At 72.3% G+C, this 15,535-nt stretch carries 12 protein-coding genes and 1 pseudogene; 10 read left to right on the forward strand and 3 right to left on the reverse strand.

Features of this window, described 5'->3' with window-relative positions:
- Positions 1–11: 11 nt before the first annotated feature.
- The 5 genes from AAFN69_RS17235 (at position 12) to AAFN69_RS17255 (ending at position 7,168) form a co-directional block, all read left to right on the forward strand.
- On the forward strand, positions 12–1,073 hold the full coding sequence (locus tag AAFN69_RS17235) for an NADP-dependent oxidoreductase (RefSeq protein ID WP_347729403.1): 1,062 nt from the start codon (positions 12–14) through the stop codon (positions 1,071–1,073).
- 101 nt (positions 1,074–1,174) lie between these two features.
- Positions 1,175–2,383, forward strand: a complete 1,209-nt coding sequence (locus tag AAFN69_RS17240; RefSeq protein ID WP_347729404.1) for a cytochrome P450 — start codon at positions 1,175–1,177, stop codon at positions 2,381–2,383.
- A 301-nt stretch (positions 2,384–2,684) separates the two neighbouring features.
- On the forward strand, positions 2,685–4,298 hold the full coding sequence (locus tag AAFN69_RS17245) for an NAD(P)/FAD-dependent oxidoreductase (protein WP_347729405.1): 1,614 nt from the start codon (positions 2,685–2,687) through the stop codon (positions 4,296–4,298).
- 512 nt (positions 4,299–4,810) lie between these two features.
- Positions 4,811–5,899, forward strand: a complete 1,089-nt coding sequence (locus tag AAFN69_RS17250) for a helix-turn-helix transcriptional regulator (protein WP_347729406.1) — start codon at positions 4,811–4,813, stop codon at positions 5,897–5,899.
- 486 nt (positions 5,900–6,385) lie between these two features.
- Positions 6,386–7,168 (forward strand): DUF2637 domain-containing protein, encoded by a 783-nt coding sequence (locus AAFN69_RS17255; protein WP_347729407.1) that lies wholly within the window; start codon positions 6,386–6,388, stop codon positions 7,166–7,168.
- 265 nt (positions 7,169–7,433) lie between these two features.
- On the opposite strand, the gene AAFN69_RS17260 is transcribed toward AAFN69_RS17255, so the two are convergent.
- The 3 genes and pseudogenes from AAFN69_RS17260 to AAFN69_RS17270 all read right to left on the reverse strand — a co-directional run bounded on the left by AAFN69_RS17260 (position 7,434) and on the right by AAFN69_RS17270 (position 10,026).
- Positions 7,434–8,345 (reverse strand): NADP-dependent oxidoreductase, encoded by a 912-nt coding sequence (locus tag AAFN69_RS17260; RefSeq protein ID WP_347729408.1) that lies wholly within the window; start codon positions 8,343–8,345, stop codon positions 7,434–7,436.
- 303 nt (positions 8,346–8,648) lie between these two features.
- Positions 8,649–9,012: pseudogene (locus AAFN69_RS17265) on the reverse strand (signal peptidase I).
- 27 nt (positions 9,013–9,039) lie between these two features.
- Entirely contained in the window at positions 9,040–10,026 is a 987-nt protein-coding gene (locus tag AAFN69_RS17270) for a hypothetical protein (protein ID WP_347729409.1), read from the reverse strand.
- Between the two features lie 228 nt (positions 10,027–10,254).
- On the opposite strand from AAFN69_RS17270, the gene AAFN69_RS17275 reads away from it, so the two are divergent.
- The 5 genes from AAFN69_RS17275 to AAFN69_RS17295 all read left to right on the forward strand — a co-directional run bounded on the left by AAFN69_RS17275 (position 10,255) and on the right by AAFN69_RS17295 (position 15,513).
- On the forward strand, positions 10,255–10,677 hold the full coding sequence (locus tag AAFN69_RS17275) for a hypothetical protein (RefSeq protein WP_347729410.1): 423 nt from the start codon (positions 10,255–10,257) through the stop codon (positions 10,675–10,677).
- Between the two features lie 20 nt (positions 10,678–10,697).
- The gene (locus tag AAFN69_RS17280) at positions 10,698–11,393 is read left to right on the forward strand and encodes a Scr1 family TA system antitoxin-like transcriptional regulator (protein ID WP_347729411.1); all 696 of its coding nucleotides are present in this window, start codon (positions 10,698–10,700) and stop codon (positions 11,391–11,393) included.
- A gap of 468 nt (positions 11,394–11,861) precedes the next feature.
- On the forward strand, positions 11,862–13,955 hold the full coding sequence (locus tag AAFN69_RS17285; protein ID WP_347729412.1) for a BTAD domain-containing putative transcriptional regulator: 2,094 nt from the start codon (positions 11,862–11,864) through the stop codon (positions 13,953–13,955).
- An 86-nt stretch (positions 13,956–14,041) separates the two neighbouring features.
- Positions 14,042–14,659, forward strand: a complete 618-nt coding sequence (gene wrbA, locus AAFN69_RS17290; RefSeq protein WP_347729413.1) for an NAD(P)H:quinone oxidoreductase — start codon at positions 14,042–14,044, stop codon at positions 14,657–14,659.
- Between the two features lie 308 nt (positions 14,660–14,967).
- Complete coding sequence (locus tag AAFN69_RS17295; RefSeq protein ID WP_347729414.1) at positions 14,968–15,513, forward strand: flavin reductase family protein; 546 nt, start codon at positions 14,968–14,970, stop codon at positions 15,511–15,513.
- Positions 15,514–15,535: the final 22 nt, after the last annotated feature.

Consider the following 15,535-nt stretch of genomic DNA (forward strand, 5'->3'; position numbering starts at 1 on the left):
GACGAGCCGGAATGAGAACAAGGAAATGGGTGGTCCGCGAGCACATGGCGGGAGTCCCCGACGCGGACCGGGTGTACGAGCCGGTCGAGGAGGACATCGAGGTGGACCTCGCGCCCGACGAGATGCTGCTGCGGACGCTCTATGTCTCCGTCGACCCCTATCTCCAGGGCATCACCCTGGACACCCCCATCGGCGACCACATGGGAGCCGACTCGATCATGGAGGTGATGGAGGCGGGCCCGCTCGCGGCGCACCGGGCCGGTGATCTGGTGCAGGGATTCGGCGGCTGGCGCACCCACCACATCGGCACCGGCGCCCCCACCCTCTGGCGGACCGGCACCTTCCCCATGGTCTTCCCCGCCTACCGCCGGCTCGATCCCCGGTGGTACGACGACGTCCTGCCGCTCTCCACCGCGCTGAGCGCCCTGGGCGGGCCGGGCATGACCGCCTGGGGCACCCTCACCAAATTCATGACCGTCGACCCCGGGGACACCGTGGTGATCAGCGGCGCGTCCGGTGCGGTCGGCTCCCTCGCCGGCCAGCTCGCCAAGCTCGCCGGCGCCCGGGTGGTCGGCACCACCTCCACGCCCGGCAAGGCGGAGCGGCTCAAGGAGCTGGGATTCGACGCGGTGATCGAGTACCGGCACGGGGACGGCGCCGGCCGGGTGGGCGCCGCACTCCGCGCCGCCGCCCCGGACGGTGTCGACAAGTACTTCGACAATCTGGGCGGCACCGTCACCGACGCCGTGTTCGCCATGCTCAACATCGGCAGCCAGGTGGCCGTCTGCTGGCAGTGGGCCACCCAGGTCGGCGGGGACGGCGAGGGGCCGCGGCTGCTGCCGCACATCATGTTCCCGCGCACCACCATCCGCGGCATCTTCTCCCTCGAATGGTTCACCGAGCGCAACTGGCGTGAGCTCCACGCCGAGCTCGGCGGCCGGATCCGCCGCGGCGAGATCGTCTGCGAACACACCCTGCACCACGGATTCGATTCCATTCCGGCGGCCTACGACTCCCTCTTCCGGGGCCGGGACCGGGAGCACCGCCGGGGCAAGGTCCTGGTCGAGCTCTGACCCGGGACCCGGGACCCGGCGCGCGGTACGGGGGCGGACCGCCCCGCCGCGACGGGGCCGCCCCCGTCCGCCCATCGCCATCGATACGGCCAGGAGGCCCCGTGTCCGTCAACGACAGCACCGGCGCATGCCCCGTGCGGAATGAGCCGAGGATCCCGCTGCACCGCGCCATCACCGGCGAGCCCGGCCCGCCCACCCTCACCGAACTGCCCGACGGCACCCGGGCCTGGCTGGTGAGCCGCCACCACGATGTGCGCATGGTCCTCTCCGACCCCCGCTTCGGCCGCTCCCGGCTGTACGCGGCCGACGCCCCGTCCCTCTCCGGCGTACCCGACCTGGTGAACAACCCCGATCTGATGTTCAACCAGGACGGCCCGGACCATCTGCGGCTGCGCCGCACCCTGCGCCGCGCCTTCACGCCCCGCGCCGTCGCCCGCTGGCAGCCCTGGATCGCCGCCATCGTGGATCAGTGCCTGGACCAGGTGGCCCGCCGCGAACCGCCGGTGGACGTGGTGGCCGCCTACACCCTGCCGCTGCCGGTCATGGTGATCAGCCGGCTGATGAACCTCGACGCGTCGGCCCGGTCCAGGATGCGCCACTGGGCCGAGCATGCCTTCTCGGACGGATCGCACGACGAGGACGAGGTGGCGGCCGTCCTGGAGGAGTTCGCCGCGTTCGGCGCCCAACTGCTCGCCGAGCGGCGCCGGGCACCCGGGGACGACCTCATCAGCGGTCTGGTCCGGGCCGCGGACGAGGAGGGCGGCATCCCCGAGTCACAGCTCGTCCAGCTCGTGTGCGGGCTGGTGGTGGGCGGTCACGACAGCACCATGACGATGCTCGGCAACTCCCTGCTCTATCTGCTCGGTGAGCGGCCCGACTGCTGGCACCGCCTCGGCGCCGACGCCCGGGCGGCCGAGGTGCTCGCCGACCGGCTGATCCATCTGATCCCGCTCGGCGACGACCGGGGCACCGCCCGCCACGCCGCCGAGGACGTGGAGGTCTCGGGCGTGCTCATCCCGGCGGGCTCGATGGTCCTCGCGGACTGCCTGCTGGCCAACAGGGACCCGGAGGTCCACCCGGGGGAGCCCTTCCAGGACCTCTTCGCGCCCCTGGAGGGCCCCACCCTCGCCTTCGGCGCGGGGCCCCACTACTGCCTGGGCGCCTGGCTGGCCAGACTGGAGCTGCGGCTGGGGCTGCACCGGCTCGCCGCCCGCTTCCCGGGGCTGCGGCTCGCGGAACCCGCCGGCGGTGTCGAGTGGCGGCTGGCCACCACCTCCCGCAGCCCGCGCCGGCTCACCGTGACCTGGTAGCCCCCCGCGGCCCCGCCGCCGCCCCCGGCCCCGGTTCCCCGCCCGACGGCGCGGGAGGCCGGGGCCGTACGCGTGCCTGCACCGGTACGCGTGCCCGTACCCGTACCCGTACCCGTACCCGTACCCGTACCGGCGCGCACACGCGCGCGCCGGCGCCCCGGCGCGCGTGATCTCGCCAACTCCGCCGCATTCCGAGCCAACTCACCCCGATTTCCGGCGGCGCGGACCGGACTGGCGCACCATCCCACCAGCCCTCTGCATGCACACCACCCCCACCGGCACCCCCCACCAGGAGAGCCCCATGGACACCACCGAGCGAGTCGACGCCGTCATCGTCGGAGCCGGTTTCTCCGGCCTGTACCAGCTGTACCGGCTGCGCGAACTCGGCTTCACGACACGGGTCTTCGAGGCCGGTGACGACATCGGCGGCACCTGGTACCGGAACCGCTACCCCGGAGCCCGCTGCGACATCGAGAGCCTCTCGTACTCCTTCTCCTTCTCGCCCGAGCTCGACCAGGAGTGGACCTGGAGCGAGAAGTACGCGACCCAGCCGGAGATCCTGCGCTATCTCCACCATGTGGCCGACCGCTTCGGACTGCGCGCCGGCATCACCCTGAGCACCCGGGTGACCCGGGCGGCGTACGACGAGGCCGACCGGAGCTGGCGGATCTCCACCGACACCGGGGAGAGGGTCACCGCCCGCTTCCTGATCATGGCGTCCGGCTGCACCTCCACCGCCACGGAGCCCGACATCCCCGGAGCCGGCGCCTTCACCGGCGAGGTCCACCACACCTCCCGCTGGCCCCGGGAGCCCGTCTCCTTCACGGGCCGCAGAGTCGCCGTGATCGGCACCGGCTCCTCCGGTGTCCAGCTCATCCCGGTCATCGCCGAACAGGCCGCCGAGCTCACCGTCTTCCAGCGCACCCCGGCCTACTCGATGCCGGCCCTCAACCGTCCCCTGACCGGCGCCGAGGTCACCCGCCACAAGGCGGGCTACCCCGAATTCCGCGCCGCGCAGCGCCGCTCCAGGGGCGGCTCCGTCTGCGACATGCCGACCGAGTCGGCCCTGGAGGTGAGCGAGGCGGAGCGCACCGCCGCCTATGAGGCGGCCTGGAACACCGGGCTGCTGAGCGCGCTGCTCCGCTCCTACACCGACCTTCTCGTCGACGAGCGGGCCAATGAGACCGTCGCCGAGTTCATCCGGTCCAAGATCCGGGCGACCGTGGCCGACCCGGAGACCGCCGAGCGCCTGTCGCCGCGCGGCTACCCCTTCGGCACCAAGCGCCCCTGTCTGGACACCGGCTACTACGACACCTTCAACAGACCCGGGGTGTCCCTGGTGGATCTGAGCCGGACCCCGATCGAGGAGATCACCCCGAAGGGAATCCGCTGCTCCGACCAGGAGCGCGTCTTCGACACGATCGTCTTCGCCACCGGCTTCGACGCCATGACCGGCTCCCTGACCGCGGTCGACATCACCGGCCGGGGCGGAGTGACCCTTCGGGAGAAGTGGGCGGACGGCCCGCGGAATCTGCTGGGACTGATCTCGGCCGGATTTCCCAATCTCTTCACCATCACCGGGCCCCTGAGCCCCTCCGTGCTCACCAATATGGTCGTCTCCATAGAGCAGCACGTGGAGTGGATCACGGAGTGCGTCGACCATCTGCGGCGCAACGGGATCACGGAGATCGACGCCACCCCCGGCGCCGAGGAGGCGTGGGGCGCCCATGTCGCGGAGACCGCCGCGCCGACCCTCTACCCGGCCACCGCGTCCTGGTACACCGGCGCCAATGTGCCCGGCAAACCGCGGGTGTTCATGGTCTACACCGGGGGCCTGGACCGGTACCGCGAGGAGTGCGCCGATGTGGCCCGGGACGGATACCGCGGCTTCACCCTGACCGGCGGGCCGTCCTGAACGGGGGCGGCCGTCGCGGGGTGCGCCCGCCGGGTCCGTACCGCCGCGTACACGGGCGCGACACCGGACCCGGCGGGCTCCCGGGGCCCCGACTCCCCCGTCCCGGCCCCCCTGCGGCACACCGGCCGGCTCCCCCCGGCGCCGGCCCGCACCGCACGTTCTCCGTACTCCACGCGGCATCCCGCCGCGGGCCCCGGCCAGGCCCGCGACGGGAAGTCGGATGCCCGGCCGGCGCCAGGGCGTGGGGTACCCGGCGCGGGCCGGGCCGAGGGCAGGTGCCGGAGCGGGGACGACCTGAATTCGTCCCCCCCGACCGGCACACGCACAGAGCCGCGATCCGTCCGGCGGATCGCGCCGGACCCCGGGAGACTCCCGGGACCGGCCGCCGATCCGCCGATGGTGTTCCGGCTCCTCCCCGTGCGGAGGAGCCGAGACAAATCCTGTCCCGCGGCGGCGGCCGAAGACATCCCATAACTGTGGGAGTCCCGGGGGCGGCGCCCTATGTTAGGGGCGTGGCGACTACCCGTGACATCGACCGCAACCTCGTGGGAACCATCGGCGATCTGGCATCGGCCGGCCTCCCGCTGGAACAGTTCTTCCAGCAGCTCACCACGGTGCTGAGGCCCGCGCTCGGATTCGACGCCGGCTGCTGGCACGGTGCCGACCCGGTCACCGGTCTGCTGACCTCCACCGTCGCCGAGGGGCTGGCGCCCGACGGCTTCGAGGTCGCCGCCGAGCTGGAGCTCTGGTCGGTCGATCCCACCCGGTTCGAGGGCATCCGGCGGGCCGGGCGCCTCGCCGACACCATCAGCCGTTCCACCGGCGGACAGCCCGAGCGCAGCGTCCGCTACCGCGAACTCCTCGTCCACCACGGCTGGGGCGACGAGCTGCGGATCAATCTGGATGCCCACGGCGGACGCTGGGGCGCCGCCGCCCTGATGCGCGCCGATGACCAGCCCCCCTTCGGGGAGCGGGAACTGCGGCTCGCCCAGCGCGCCGCCCGGGTGATCGCCGGCGCGCTGAGCCGGTACGCCCTGCCCGAACCCGCCGTCGAGCCCGGCCCCATCACCCCGGCGGTGGTGGTGATCGCCTCCTCCGGCCGGCTCGCCGCCGCGGACCCCGGAGCGCAGGCCCTGCTCGCCGAACTCTCCGAGCAGGCCGAATTACCCGCGGGCCTGCCCACCGTGATGACCTGTGTCGCGGAATGGGCCCGGCACAATGCCGTCTCGTCCCGGCAGCAGGCCCCTTCCTGGGCGCGGCTGCGCAGACCCGGCGGCGAATGGCTCGCCGTGCATGCCTCGCTCCTCGACGGCCGCGCCGACGGGAATGTCGTCGTGGTCGCCCAGCCGGCGTCACCCACACAGATCATCCCGCTCACCCTGATGGCACTGCGGCTCTCCCCGAGGGAGCAGGAAGTCGCCCTCCACGCGGTGCGGGGAAAAAGCACTCGCGAGATAGCCGCCGGACTCTTTCTCACCCCGGCCACGGTGCAGGACCATCTCAAATCGGTATTCACCAAGACCGGTGTCCGGAGCCGCCGTGAACTGGTGGCCCTGCTGCTGGCACCGCAGGCCGAGACCGTGACCCGGCCCCCCGTCTGAAGCCCCCGGCCCGGCCGCCCGCGCGGAATCGCCGCGGACCCGTCAACACCTGCGCGGGGCGAACGGAGTTCACCCGAACGCGGATCCGACGAACACACCATAGCCACCCCGCGTCAAGCCGGTGATGTCCGCTTCACCCCCGTTCCGTGTTCGGTCACCCGGTCGACGCATTGCGGCGGGGCCGCCGGGCTCGTTGGCCGGGGGTGACAAATTCGAATTGCGACATTTCGCGCCTGACTGTTCTCCCCCGGCTCGCTCTTTCGCCGGCCCCCACACCATCGGCCCTGGAGGCACCGGCGCCCGGAGCCGCCGTCCACGGTGCCGTCAAGCGCCCGAATCCGGCGGTGTGCGCCGATATTCTCGCGGAATTGCTCGATGCCCTGGAGAGCATTAGGCAGGACTTTCACGCACGGCTCGACGGATCCCCTTCGAGCCGTTACCAGGCTCCCCATTCCACGGCGGCGAACAGGCGGGAAAAGGTGCGGAATGTATGACCCGCCGGGGATGTTCGGCGCCGATCCCCTTCCGCACCAGGGGCCGGTGGACTGGTACGGAGAGACGTTCCGGCACACCCCTGACGATCTGAACCGCCGACGTGACGGCTTTCCGCCGGCCGGCCCGGGCGACGACTTCGGGGTGGTGTCGCCGGACTGGGACGAGGAACTGACCCTGCTGCTGCGCGCGGTGCCCTCGCCGGTGACGGCCGCGGCTCCGGTCGCCCATGTCCACGTCCCGTCGCGCCCGCAGGGCCGGCGCAGGGTCCACCGGACCCGTACCCCCCGCAAGATGCCGGGCGGCACCCGGCTGCTGAGCGCCGTGCTCGCGATGATGACCGCCTTCGTGATGACCGCCGTCGGCATGCTCAGCGCGCTGATCTCCTACGATCCGCTGCGGTATCTGGCACTGGTCGGAGTCCCGGACGGACTGGCCCGGGGGTGGCCCTTCCTCGTCTTCGGCCCGTGGCTGGCGGCCTGTCTCTCGATCATCCGCGCCTCGATGTACCGGCGCCAGGCCACGCACGCCTGGCTGATCGTGCTGTGCTTCACCGGTATCGCGATGATTCTCTGCGTCGCCCACTCCTCGCGGACGGTCTCCGGTGTCGCGGTCGCGGCCATTCCGCCGCTCGCGGCCCTGGCCTGCTTCCATCAGTTCATCCGCCAGACCACGCTCAACCATCCCCCGCGCCACGCGCGCCGCCGCCCCGCCGCGGCGCGCCCCACCCGGCCCGGGCCCGACGGGGTGCCGGGTGCCCGGCGCACCACCCCGTGAGCCCCGGGCGGCGGTGACGGCGCGGGGGTGAGCGCCCCGGGCCGCCCCGCCGCCGTGCGCACCGGCCCGGCGGCGGCGGTCGGTCCGCCTTCGCCGGGCCGGTGCGCACGGATTCCGATCATGTCCGGTGAACGACACAGCCGCGCCGCGGTCACCCCGCCGGCGAGCCGGCGCGAACCGCGTCCCGATGAGCTCCGTGGACTTCATGAGCCGCATGAGCGCCATGAGCGCCCGGGACACCGAGCCCGCCGCCGGCCGGACCGGCTCAGCCGAGGACGACGACGGTCTTGCCCCGGGCGTGCCCCGTGGCCACCTGCCGGTGTGCGTCGGCGGCGCGCTCCAGCGGGAAGGTGTGGGACACCTCGATACGGAGCCTGCCCTCGGCGCAGAGCCCGGTGAGCTCGACGAGGCGCGAGTTGGCGCGCCGGCTGAAGATCGCCCGTACGCCGAGCTCCTCCACCCGGCCGAAGTCGACCAGGGTGCCGATCCGGGAGCGGTCCGCGACCAGCTCCACACAGACGTCGAGCGCGTCGCCGCCGACCGCGTCGAGAGCGACGGTGACCCCCCGCGGAGCCACCGCGCGCACCCGGTCGGCCAGCCCCTCGCCGTAGCGCACCGGAATCACCCCGAGCTCCTTCAGATACTCGTGGTTGCGCTCGCTCGCCGTGCCGATGACGGTGGCCCCCCGCTCCCTGGCCAGCTGTACCGCCACCGTGCCGACACCGCCCGCCGCGGCGTGCACGAGCAGTGTGTCGCCCGCGCCGACCTCCAGGGCCTCCACGGCGGTGTGGGCGGTCTGCCCGGAGGCCGAGAGCGCGCCCGCGACCTCCCACGGCACATGGGCGGGCTTGGGCACCGCCTGGTCGACGGGGACCACCACATACTCGGCGCAGGAGGAGAGGATCGCCCAGCCCAGGACCTCGTCGCCGACCGCGAAGGCGCCCACCCCCTCACCCAGCGCGTCGACCGTGCCCGCGAAGTCGTTGCCGACGGTCTGCGGGAAGGTGATCGTCACTCCGGGCGGGGTCCAGCCGCCGCGCACCGCCGCGTCGTACGCCTGCGCGCCGGCGGCCCGGACCCGCACCCGGATCTCACCCGGGGCCGGCTCCGGAGTCGGGATCTCCTCCGTGACCAGGACCTCGGGGCCGCCGAACTCGTGGAAGACAGCTGCCTTCATGGAACTTCCTCCATCAGTCGGATAAGAGTTCCGGACGGTGCGCCCGGCACCTCCGGAGTGTTCGCACCCGCCGTGCGCGGGCGTTGTAGGCCCCGTGGCCGCCGCGACCGGCGCGGACGGTGAGGGCCCGCGCCGAGGGCCGCCGTGAGCCCGGACCGGTGTCGGGCACCTCGCCGTCCCCGTACCCGGTGTGCGGGTTCCGACCCCTGAGGATCCGCCGGAGCCATCCCGGCCGTCGTCCGCCACGGGCCCACCTGCTCCCGCCGGTGTGCGGGTCCTCGGGATCCTCGCGACCGGGGTCCGTCACCCACCCTCGTAACCGGGGACGGAGGGCCGGCGCACGGTCAGCACGACGGACTCCTCCTCCGCGAACCAGGAGTGGTCGACGCCCCGGCCCCACACCACGTAGTCCCCCCGCCGGGCGAGGAGAACACGGCGCCCGGGCAACTCCACCCGGAACCGGCCGCTGATCAGGACCAGCAGGGCGGTGCGCTCCTCGCCGGTCACCCAGCCCGCCCGCTCATCGCCTCGCGGATGGACACCCCACTTGATCTCCACGGGCCTCGCTGTGCCGCGGATCGGCGGTGTCCTTGAAATGCCCCGGCAGCCAGCCCCGGTCCAGTGCCGCGTCCTCGCCCGCGTTGCCCACGTACACGCTGTTGTCCACGGTCCCGGACCGTGGCAGCCGGGGACATCAGCCGTTCCGCGGCTGAGGGCAGGGACCGGTCGGCCCGGTGCGGACACGGTCGAAGGCGAGGGAGCCGCCGTGGTTCTCGTCGTCCGTGCCCCAGAGCGCCCGTCCGTCGGGGAGTACGGCGACGGCCTCCACCTTGCGGTTGTCGTCCTTGGTGAAAAGGCGCAGGGGAAGCAGGCAGTACGCCGCCCTCAGCCGCAGCACGGGGCGGCCGGTGCCGTCCAGGGCGAGGGATCCGGCGTTGTACACGGCCGAGGCGAAGGGGCCGTCGTCCTGGTTGGGGTCGGAGGCCGAGGAGGCCAGCAGGGTGCCGTCGCGCAGGATCTTCAGATCGCTGATGTGGCGGACCTCGTCCTCGTCCGGGAACGGCACGGCGAACTCCGCTCTGTCGGACGGCGGATCGATGGCCAGGCCCCGGTCCCCGACGGTCACCGCGGCGGCCCGGACGACGGCCGCCTCCTCGCTCTTCCCCCTGCTCGCCCAGACCGCGACGGTCCGCCCCGCCACCGGTTGGGCGAGAGCGAAGCTCTCGTAGTCGTCGCCGTCCCGCCGGTCCGGCAGCGTGACCGGGTCTCCCACCACGGTCGCGGCCCCGTCCGCCACGACCACGTGGTACGCGATCCCCCGGCTGCCGAGCGCGATGTAGTGATCCGGGAGACCCGGCACCCCGTCGAGCGCCTCCAGATCCTTCGGCGGCGGCTCCCCGACCCACCGCAGGGGACTGACCACGGGCTCCAGGCCGTCCCGCAGACGCACCGACACCAGCCGTTCCTCGTGGTCCTTCTTGTTGTCGCGCGCCACCACGACATCGGCTGTGCCGGGCCCGGCGGACGTCCCCGGGACCACCGCCAGTCCGCTGACACCACCGGTGATGCCGGTACCGACGAGCTGCCAGGGGAGCGGGGCCGCGGCCTGCGCGGAGGGCGCGACGGCGGTGGTGACACAGGCGCAGGCGAGCACAAGTGCGGCACATCTGTTTCGGATCATGCCGCCGATGCTGGCCCCGCCACCGCCCCGCAGGGCGGCCCCCCGCCGGGTCTCGCCCGTGCGGGGGGCGCGGAACCACCGCACGGGCTCACCGGGGACGCCCATACGGCGGATGCCGGATCCGGTGAGGCTCGCCCGAAGCCGGACACGTACTGTCCGGAGTGAGGATGGACAGGGGGCGAACATTCCGGGGCGCCCCGGCCCGGTTCGGCAGTGGGGGAACTTCCCGTGAGTGTGTTCAAGTTGCATCTGGGCTCCGAGGACCGTCTCGACCTCAAGATCGGGCCGGCCCTCGGTGCATGGGATTGCGACCAATTCGCCCATGAGATCCGCGATGGCGTGGAATCCGTGCTCGGTATCTCATTCGATCCGAAAAGGAATGAGCGAACCGCCCGAGGCGGGTATATCTTCTGGTTCTCCGATTCGCAGATCAGTGCATCGCTCTTTGTGCAGGACGCCGGGGAGGGATTCCCGCTCGACAAGGTTCCGGTGGATCTGGAGGTGCGCTCCGAGTTCTATGGCCCCGAGGACTGGCAGTTGGCGGAGTTCGTCTACAACGGGCTGGACGCGCTCGGCAAATACCTGCTGATCGCCATGACGCATCGGGGGACTCTGATCACCGCGAACTTCGATGTCGGGGACAGCCTGTAGGGGGCCTCTCCGCTTGATCCATGACTCCCCCTCGCCGGGTGCACGCGGGAGGAACCGGCCCGGCTGGTGCGGTACTCGGCGCCGGTGATCGATTCGATCGAGCAGGGGCGGAGCTTCCCGCCGCAGAGGCGCGGTGGCCGGCGCGGGCCGAACGGCGGAAGCCGCTGCGGGAGCGGCCGGACACGGCGTTCGGTTTCCTCATCGAGGAGCATTCACTGCCGCGCGGGACCGGCGGGCCCGAGGTGACCCGTGAGCTCATCGATTCGTACGCGGCCCGCGCCCGCCCCCTGCCTCCCCGCCCGGACTCCGGCGCGGGGCGTTCTCGCGTCCCGGAGTCCCGGATGACGGACATTCACCGAAGCTTGTCCAACTCCGCACCAAGCCGGGCTCGGAGGCGGGCGGGAGCCACCAGCCGGGTGGGTGTCAAGAGGCGGTCTGTCAAGAAGTGGCCCGCAACCCGCCCCGGGCGACCGGGAAGTCAGGGGAGTGACGCGGACGGCTCCGGTCCGCCTTCGGCGCTCCGTCGCAGGTCCGCGCGGTGGAGGTGGCCGGCCGGGGCCCGGGAGGGGGCCGGGTTTGGTGGCCGGAGCCCTCGGGTATCGCCGAGATGCCGCATCCCGCCCACCGGGTTCCGGGATGGTCAGGACGGCGTTACCGCAGGCCCGCGCATCGCGGAGTCGAGCGCAAGTCGAGTGTTCCTCCGTTCGGTTGACTGATCATCACGGTATCGGGCAGGCGTTCACCGTTGTCTCCAGTGCCGTCCGATCTCGGGAACCACACGATTGCGGTGATAACTCATGCAGGCTGCGGCCCTGACAGCGTCCGGTGGCCCGGAAGCGCGCACCCCGGCTGATGCCGGACGCGGCGCCCGGTACCCCGCCCGGATCCGTACCCGCGCCCGCATCGGCAGCCGCGGCCGTGGCCCCACCCGTACCCGCTCCACCCGCCCGCTCGTCCGGGACACCGGAGCCCACCGGGGCGCGGAACCCAGACCCGGCCGTGGGAAGACCGTCCACACCGTCGAGTGAACGACCACCCAGGGAAACAGAGCCACAGCGCATGAGCCGATGAGCCGTGGGCCGAGAAAGGGGAATGGTGTGACAGTGGCGTCAGAACTCAAACCGGCGGGCGGCGTCGCTCGTCGTCTGCACCACACGGCTTTGGAGCAGGAGAGCGGGGGAGCCATGCTGTTTCGCGTGCTCGGACGCCTTGAGGTGTCGATCGACGACCGGACCGTGGTCCTGGGCAAGAACCGGCAGCTCGTCATTCTCTCCCTGCTGCTGGCGAATGTCGGCAGAAGCCTCCCGGTGGGCCGGATCATGGAGGCGATCTGGAACGGCAACCCGCCGCGCACCGCCGCCGAGCAGGTGCAGACGTGCATCTGGCGGCTGCGCAAGTCCCTCGCCCAGGCCGGTGCCGCCGGGGAGCTGATCGAGACCACCCCGAACGGCTACGCGCTCAACATCAGCCCCGAGAGCATCGATGTCCACCGCTTCGAACGCCAGGTCGGCGAGGCCCGCGGTCTGGCGCTCAAGGGTGATCTGTCGCTCGCGGCGTCCCGGATGCGGTGTGCCCTCTCGCTCTTCCGCGGCCCCATCCTCTCCGAGATCTCCAGCCCCGTCGTGCAGGCCGTGGTCGCGAAATGGGAGGAGCGGCGGCTGGTGGTGCTGGAGGAGTGCATCCGGCTGGAACTCGAATGCGGCCACCGCCGGGAGCTGATCGACGAGCTCTCCGTCCTCGTCGAGGAGAACCCGCTGCGCGAGCAGTTACGGGCCCAGCTGATGTACGCGCTGCACAGCAGCGGCCGGCGGGCCGAGGCGCTGGAGATCTACCGCGCCGGCCGGGCCCTGCTCATCGAGCAGCTGGGGCTGGAGCCGGGCCGTGAGCTCCAGGCGATGCACCAGGTCATCCTGGCCGATGAGCCGCCCGAGGAGAGCGCGCCCCAGCAGCAGCGGTCCGCCGTGCTGGAATCGGTGCCCGAGCAGCTCGTCGCCGATCTGCCGGACTATGTGGCGCGGCCCGGCTACGAGGCCGTCATCCGCCGGGTGCTGACCTCCCGGCAGGACTCGGTGCGCATCTGCGGGCTGCACGGGCACTTCGGCCTCGGCAAGACCGCGCTCGCCGTCCACATCGCCCACCAGGTGCGCGATCAGTTCCCGGGCGGCCAGCTCTTCGCCGACCTCGGCCACTCCGACCACACCCCGACGAGCACCGCCGAGGTGCTCGCCGGCTTTCTGCGGGCGCTCGGCGTGCCCGACCACCGGATTCCGGCGGACCTCTCCGAGCGGGCGGCGCAGTACCGCTCCCTGCTGAGCGGCCGGCGGGTCCTCGTGGTGCTGGACGATGTGCGCACCGCCGCCTCCGTACGGCCGCTGCTGCCCGGCGGCCCGGAGTCCGCGGTGCTGATGACCAGCCGCTCCATGCTCTCCGAGCTGCCCGGCAACCACGCCGTCAAAGTGGGCGCCATGAGCGGGGAGCAGTCGGTCGAGCTGATCTCCAATGTGATCGGCTCCGCCCGGGTGGAGGAGTCGCCGGAGGCGATCCGCCGGATCACCGCCGCCTGTGGCGGTCTGCCGCTGGCCGTGCGCGCGAGCGCCGCCCGGCTGGCGGCCCGGCGCCATCTCGATCTGCGCACCCTCACGGCCCGTCTCTCCGAACCGGGCCGACTGCTGGACGAGTTATGTCATGGCGCGCTCAATGTGCGGGCGTATCTGGAGCCCAGCGTGGGGGCCCTCGACCCCCAGTCCCGGCGGATCTGGTTCACCGTGGGACTGCTCCAGGTGCCCGACTTCGGCGCCTGGGTGGCCTCCGCGGCGACCGACACCCCGATCCCCAGGGTCGAGGAGGTGCTGGAGCATCTGGTGGACCGGGGCCTGGTGGATGTCGCCGGAGCCGACCGGATGGGGGTGGTGCGCTACCGCATCCACCGGCTGGCCGGACTCTACGCCCAGGAGCGCGGCCACCAGGAACTGCCCGAGGGGGAGCGCCACGCCCTTCTCGACCGCGCGGCCGACTGCTGGATCGGCCTCGGCCGCCGGGCCCAGCAGCGGCTCAGCGGCGACCGGCGCGGCACGGGACCGGAGGAGTGCCCGTCGGGCGCCTGCCGGACCATGGTCGACATGGTCGACTCCGATCCCCGGGCCTGGCTCCAACTGGAGGCCGAGGGGCTGCGGTTCGCCGCGGCCCGGCGCGGCAGCCAGGTGGGTCTGATGATGGCGAAGCGCGGTGGTCCCGACCGCTGGGACTTCAGCAACGACATCACCGGAAACGCGGCCTGACCGGCGGCCGATGCGCCTTGTCCCATCGGCCGCCGTCCCGCCGCGGCAGAGGAAGATCAAAACACCGACTCAGGATGGAAGATTCTGTGACTACCCGTATTGCCGTCATCTACTACTCCTCCACGGGCAATGTGCACCGCATCGCCGAGGCCATCGCGCGCGGGGCGGAAACGGCGGGGGCGGAGGTCCGGCTGCGCCGTGTGACGGAGCTGGCCCCGGCGAACGCCGTCGACAGCAACCCGGCCTGGCGGGAGCACCTGGACGCCACGGCCGGCATCCCCGAGGCGACGCTGGAGGACCTCCAGTGGGCCGACGGCTACGCCTTCGGCACCCCCACCCGCTTCGGCAATGTGGCGGCGCAGCTCAAGCAGTTCCTGGACTCGACCAGCGGGCTGTGGCAGGCCGGTGAACTGGTGGACAAGGCCGCCACCGGCTTCACCAGCAGCTATGAACTGCACGGCGGACAGGAGACCACGCTCGTGGCCCTGTACAACGTGATGCACCACTGGGGTTCGGTGATCGTGCCCACCGGATACGCCGACTACGACATCATGCACGCGGCCGGCGGCAACCCGTACGGCATCAGCATTCGGGACAGCGACGAGGCGATGTCCAAGGAGGTCGCGACCGCCGCGGAATTCCACGGGGGGCGGCTGACCCGGATCGCCGGCGCGCTGGCGACGGTACGGGGCGCCGCGAGCTGATCCCCGGCTGATCCGCGGGAGGGGCGCGGTCCCCGGGCCGTATGCCCGTACCCGGACCCCGTTCCCGAACCCGTTCCCGCCGGTCAGGACCCCGAAGGGGCTGCCGGAGCCCAGTGCTCCGGCGGCCCCTTCCGCCGTGTCCGGGAGCTCCCCGGCGGGTCCCTCTCTTCGCCGCTCCTCGCTCGGAGAGACGGAGAAGAGAGCCCGGAGAGGTGGCGCTTATAGCGTCATTGACCACGAGGACAAGCCGGGTTTCCGGCCACGAGGAACGACTCGCCCACCCTCCGGTCAGTCAAAGGCGGTGCCGTATGCCAGAGACCACAGAGGCGGACCCGGGCTCCCATCGGGACGGGTTCCGTGCGCTGATGTCCGCATTTCCCTCCGGGGTCGGGGTCGTGACCACGACGGGCCGCGGCGGCCGGCCGGTGGGCATGACCTGCTCGTCACTGAGCAGCGTCACCCTCAACCCGCCGACCCTGCTGGTCTGTCTCCGCTCCGGCAGCAACACCCTCGCCGCGGTTAGGGAATCCGGCGCCTTCGCGGTCAACCTCCTCGGCCGGGAGGCGCGTTCCACGGCCGAGCTCTTCGCCTCCGGCGCGGCCGACCGGTTCAGCCGGGTCCACTGGACCCTGGACCGGGAGGCGGCCGGACCCCATCTGGATCTCGACGCGCACGCGGTCGCCGACTGCACCCTGAGCCGTGCCGTGGAGGTGGGCGACCACATGGTCGTCCTGGGCGAGGTCCGCCGGGTGAGCTGGGACGAGAACCCCCGGCCGCTGCTCTACGGGCTGCGCCGGTACGCCGACTGGGCCGCCGCGACCGGGGAGCCCGCCGTACCGGGCAGCCGCCGGTAGATCCCCGCCCCCCGCACACAAC

Origin of the sequence: Streptomyces sp. CAU 1734 (assembly GCF_039888735.1) — a bacterium.
Taxonomy (GTDB): Bacteria; Actinomycetota; Actinomycetes; order Streptomycetales; family Streptomycetaceae; genus Streptomyces.

Excerpts from the sequence above, each read along its gene's own strand:
- AAFN69_RS17235 (WP_347729403.1), top strand. The coding sequence starts at position 12 with ATGAGAACAAGGAAATGGGTGGTCCGCGAGCACATGGCGGGAGTCCCC.
- AAFN69_RS17245 (WP_347729405.1), top strand. The coding sequence starts at position 2,685 with ATGGACACCACCGAGCGAGTCGACGCCGTCATCGTCGGAGCCGGTTTC.
- AAFN69_RS17255 (WP_347729407.1), top strand. The coding sequence starts at position 6,386 with ATGTATGACCCGCCGGGGATGTTCGGCGCCGATCCCCTTCCGCACCAG.
- AAFN69_RS17260 (WP_347729408.1), bottom strand. The coding sequence starts at position 8,345 with ATGAAGGCAGCTGTCTTCCACGAGTTCGGCGGCCCCGAGGTCCTGGTC.
- AAFN69_RS17270 (WP_347729409.1), bottom strand. The coding sequence starts at position 10,026 with ATGATCCGAAACAGATGTGCCGCACTTGTGCTCGCCTGCGCCTGTGTC.
- AAFN69_RS17280 (WP_347729411.1), top strand. The coding sequence starts at position 10,698 with ATGACTCCCCCTCGCCGGGTGCACGCGGGAGGAACCGGCCCGGCTGGT.
- AAFN69_RS17285 (WP_347729412.1), top strand. The coding sequence starts at position 11,862 with ATGCTGTTTCGCGTGCTCGGACGCCTTGAGGTGTCGATCGACGACCGG.
- AAFN69_RS17295 (WP_347729414.1), top strand. The coding sequence starts at position 14,968 with ATGCCAGAGACCACAGAGGCGGACCCGGGCTCCCATCGGGACGGGTTC.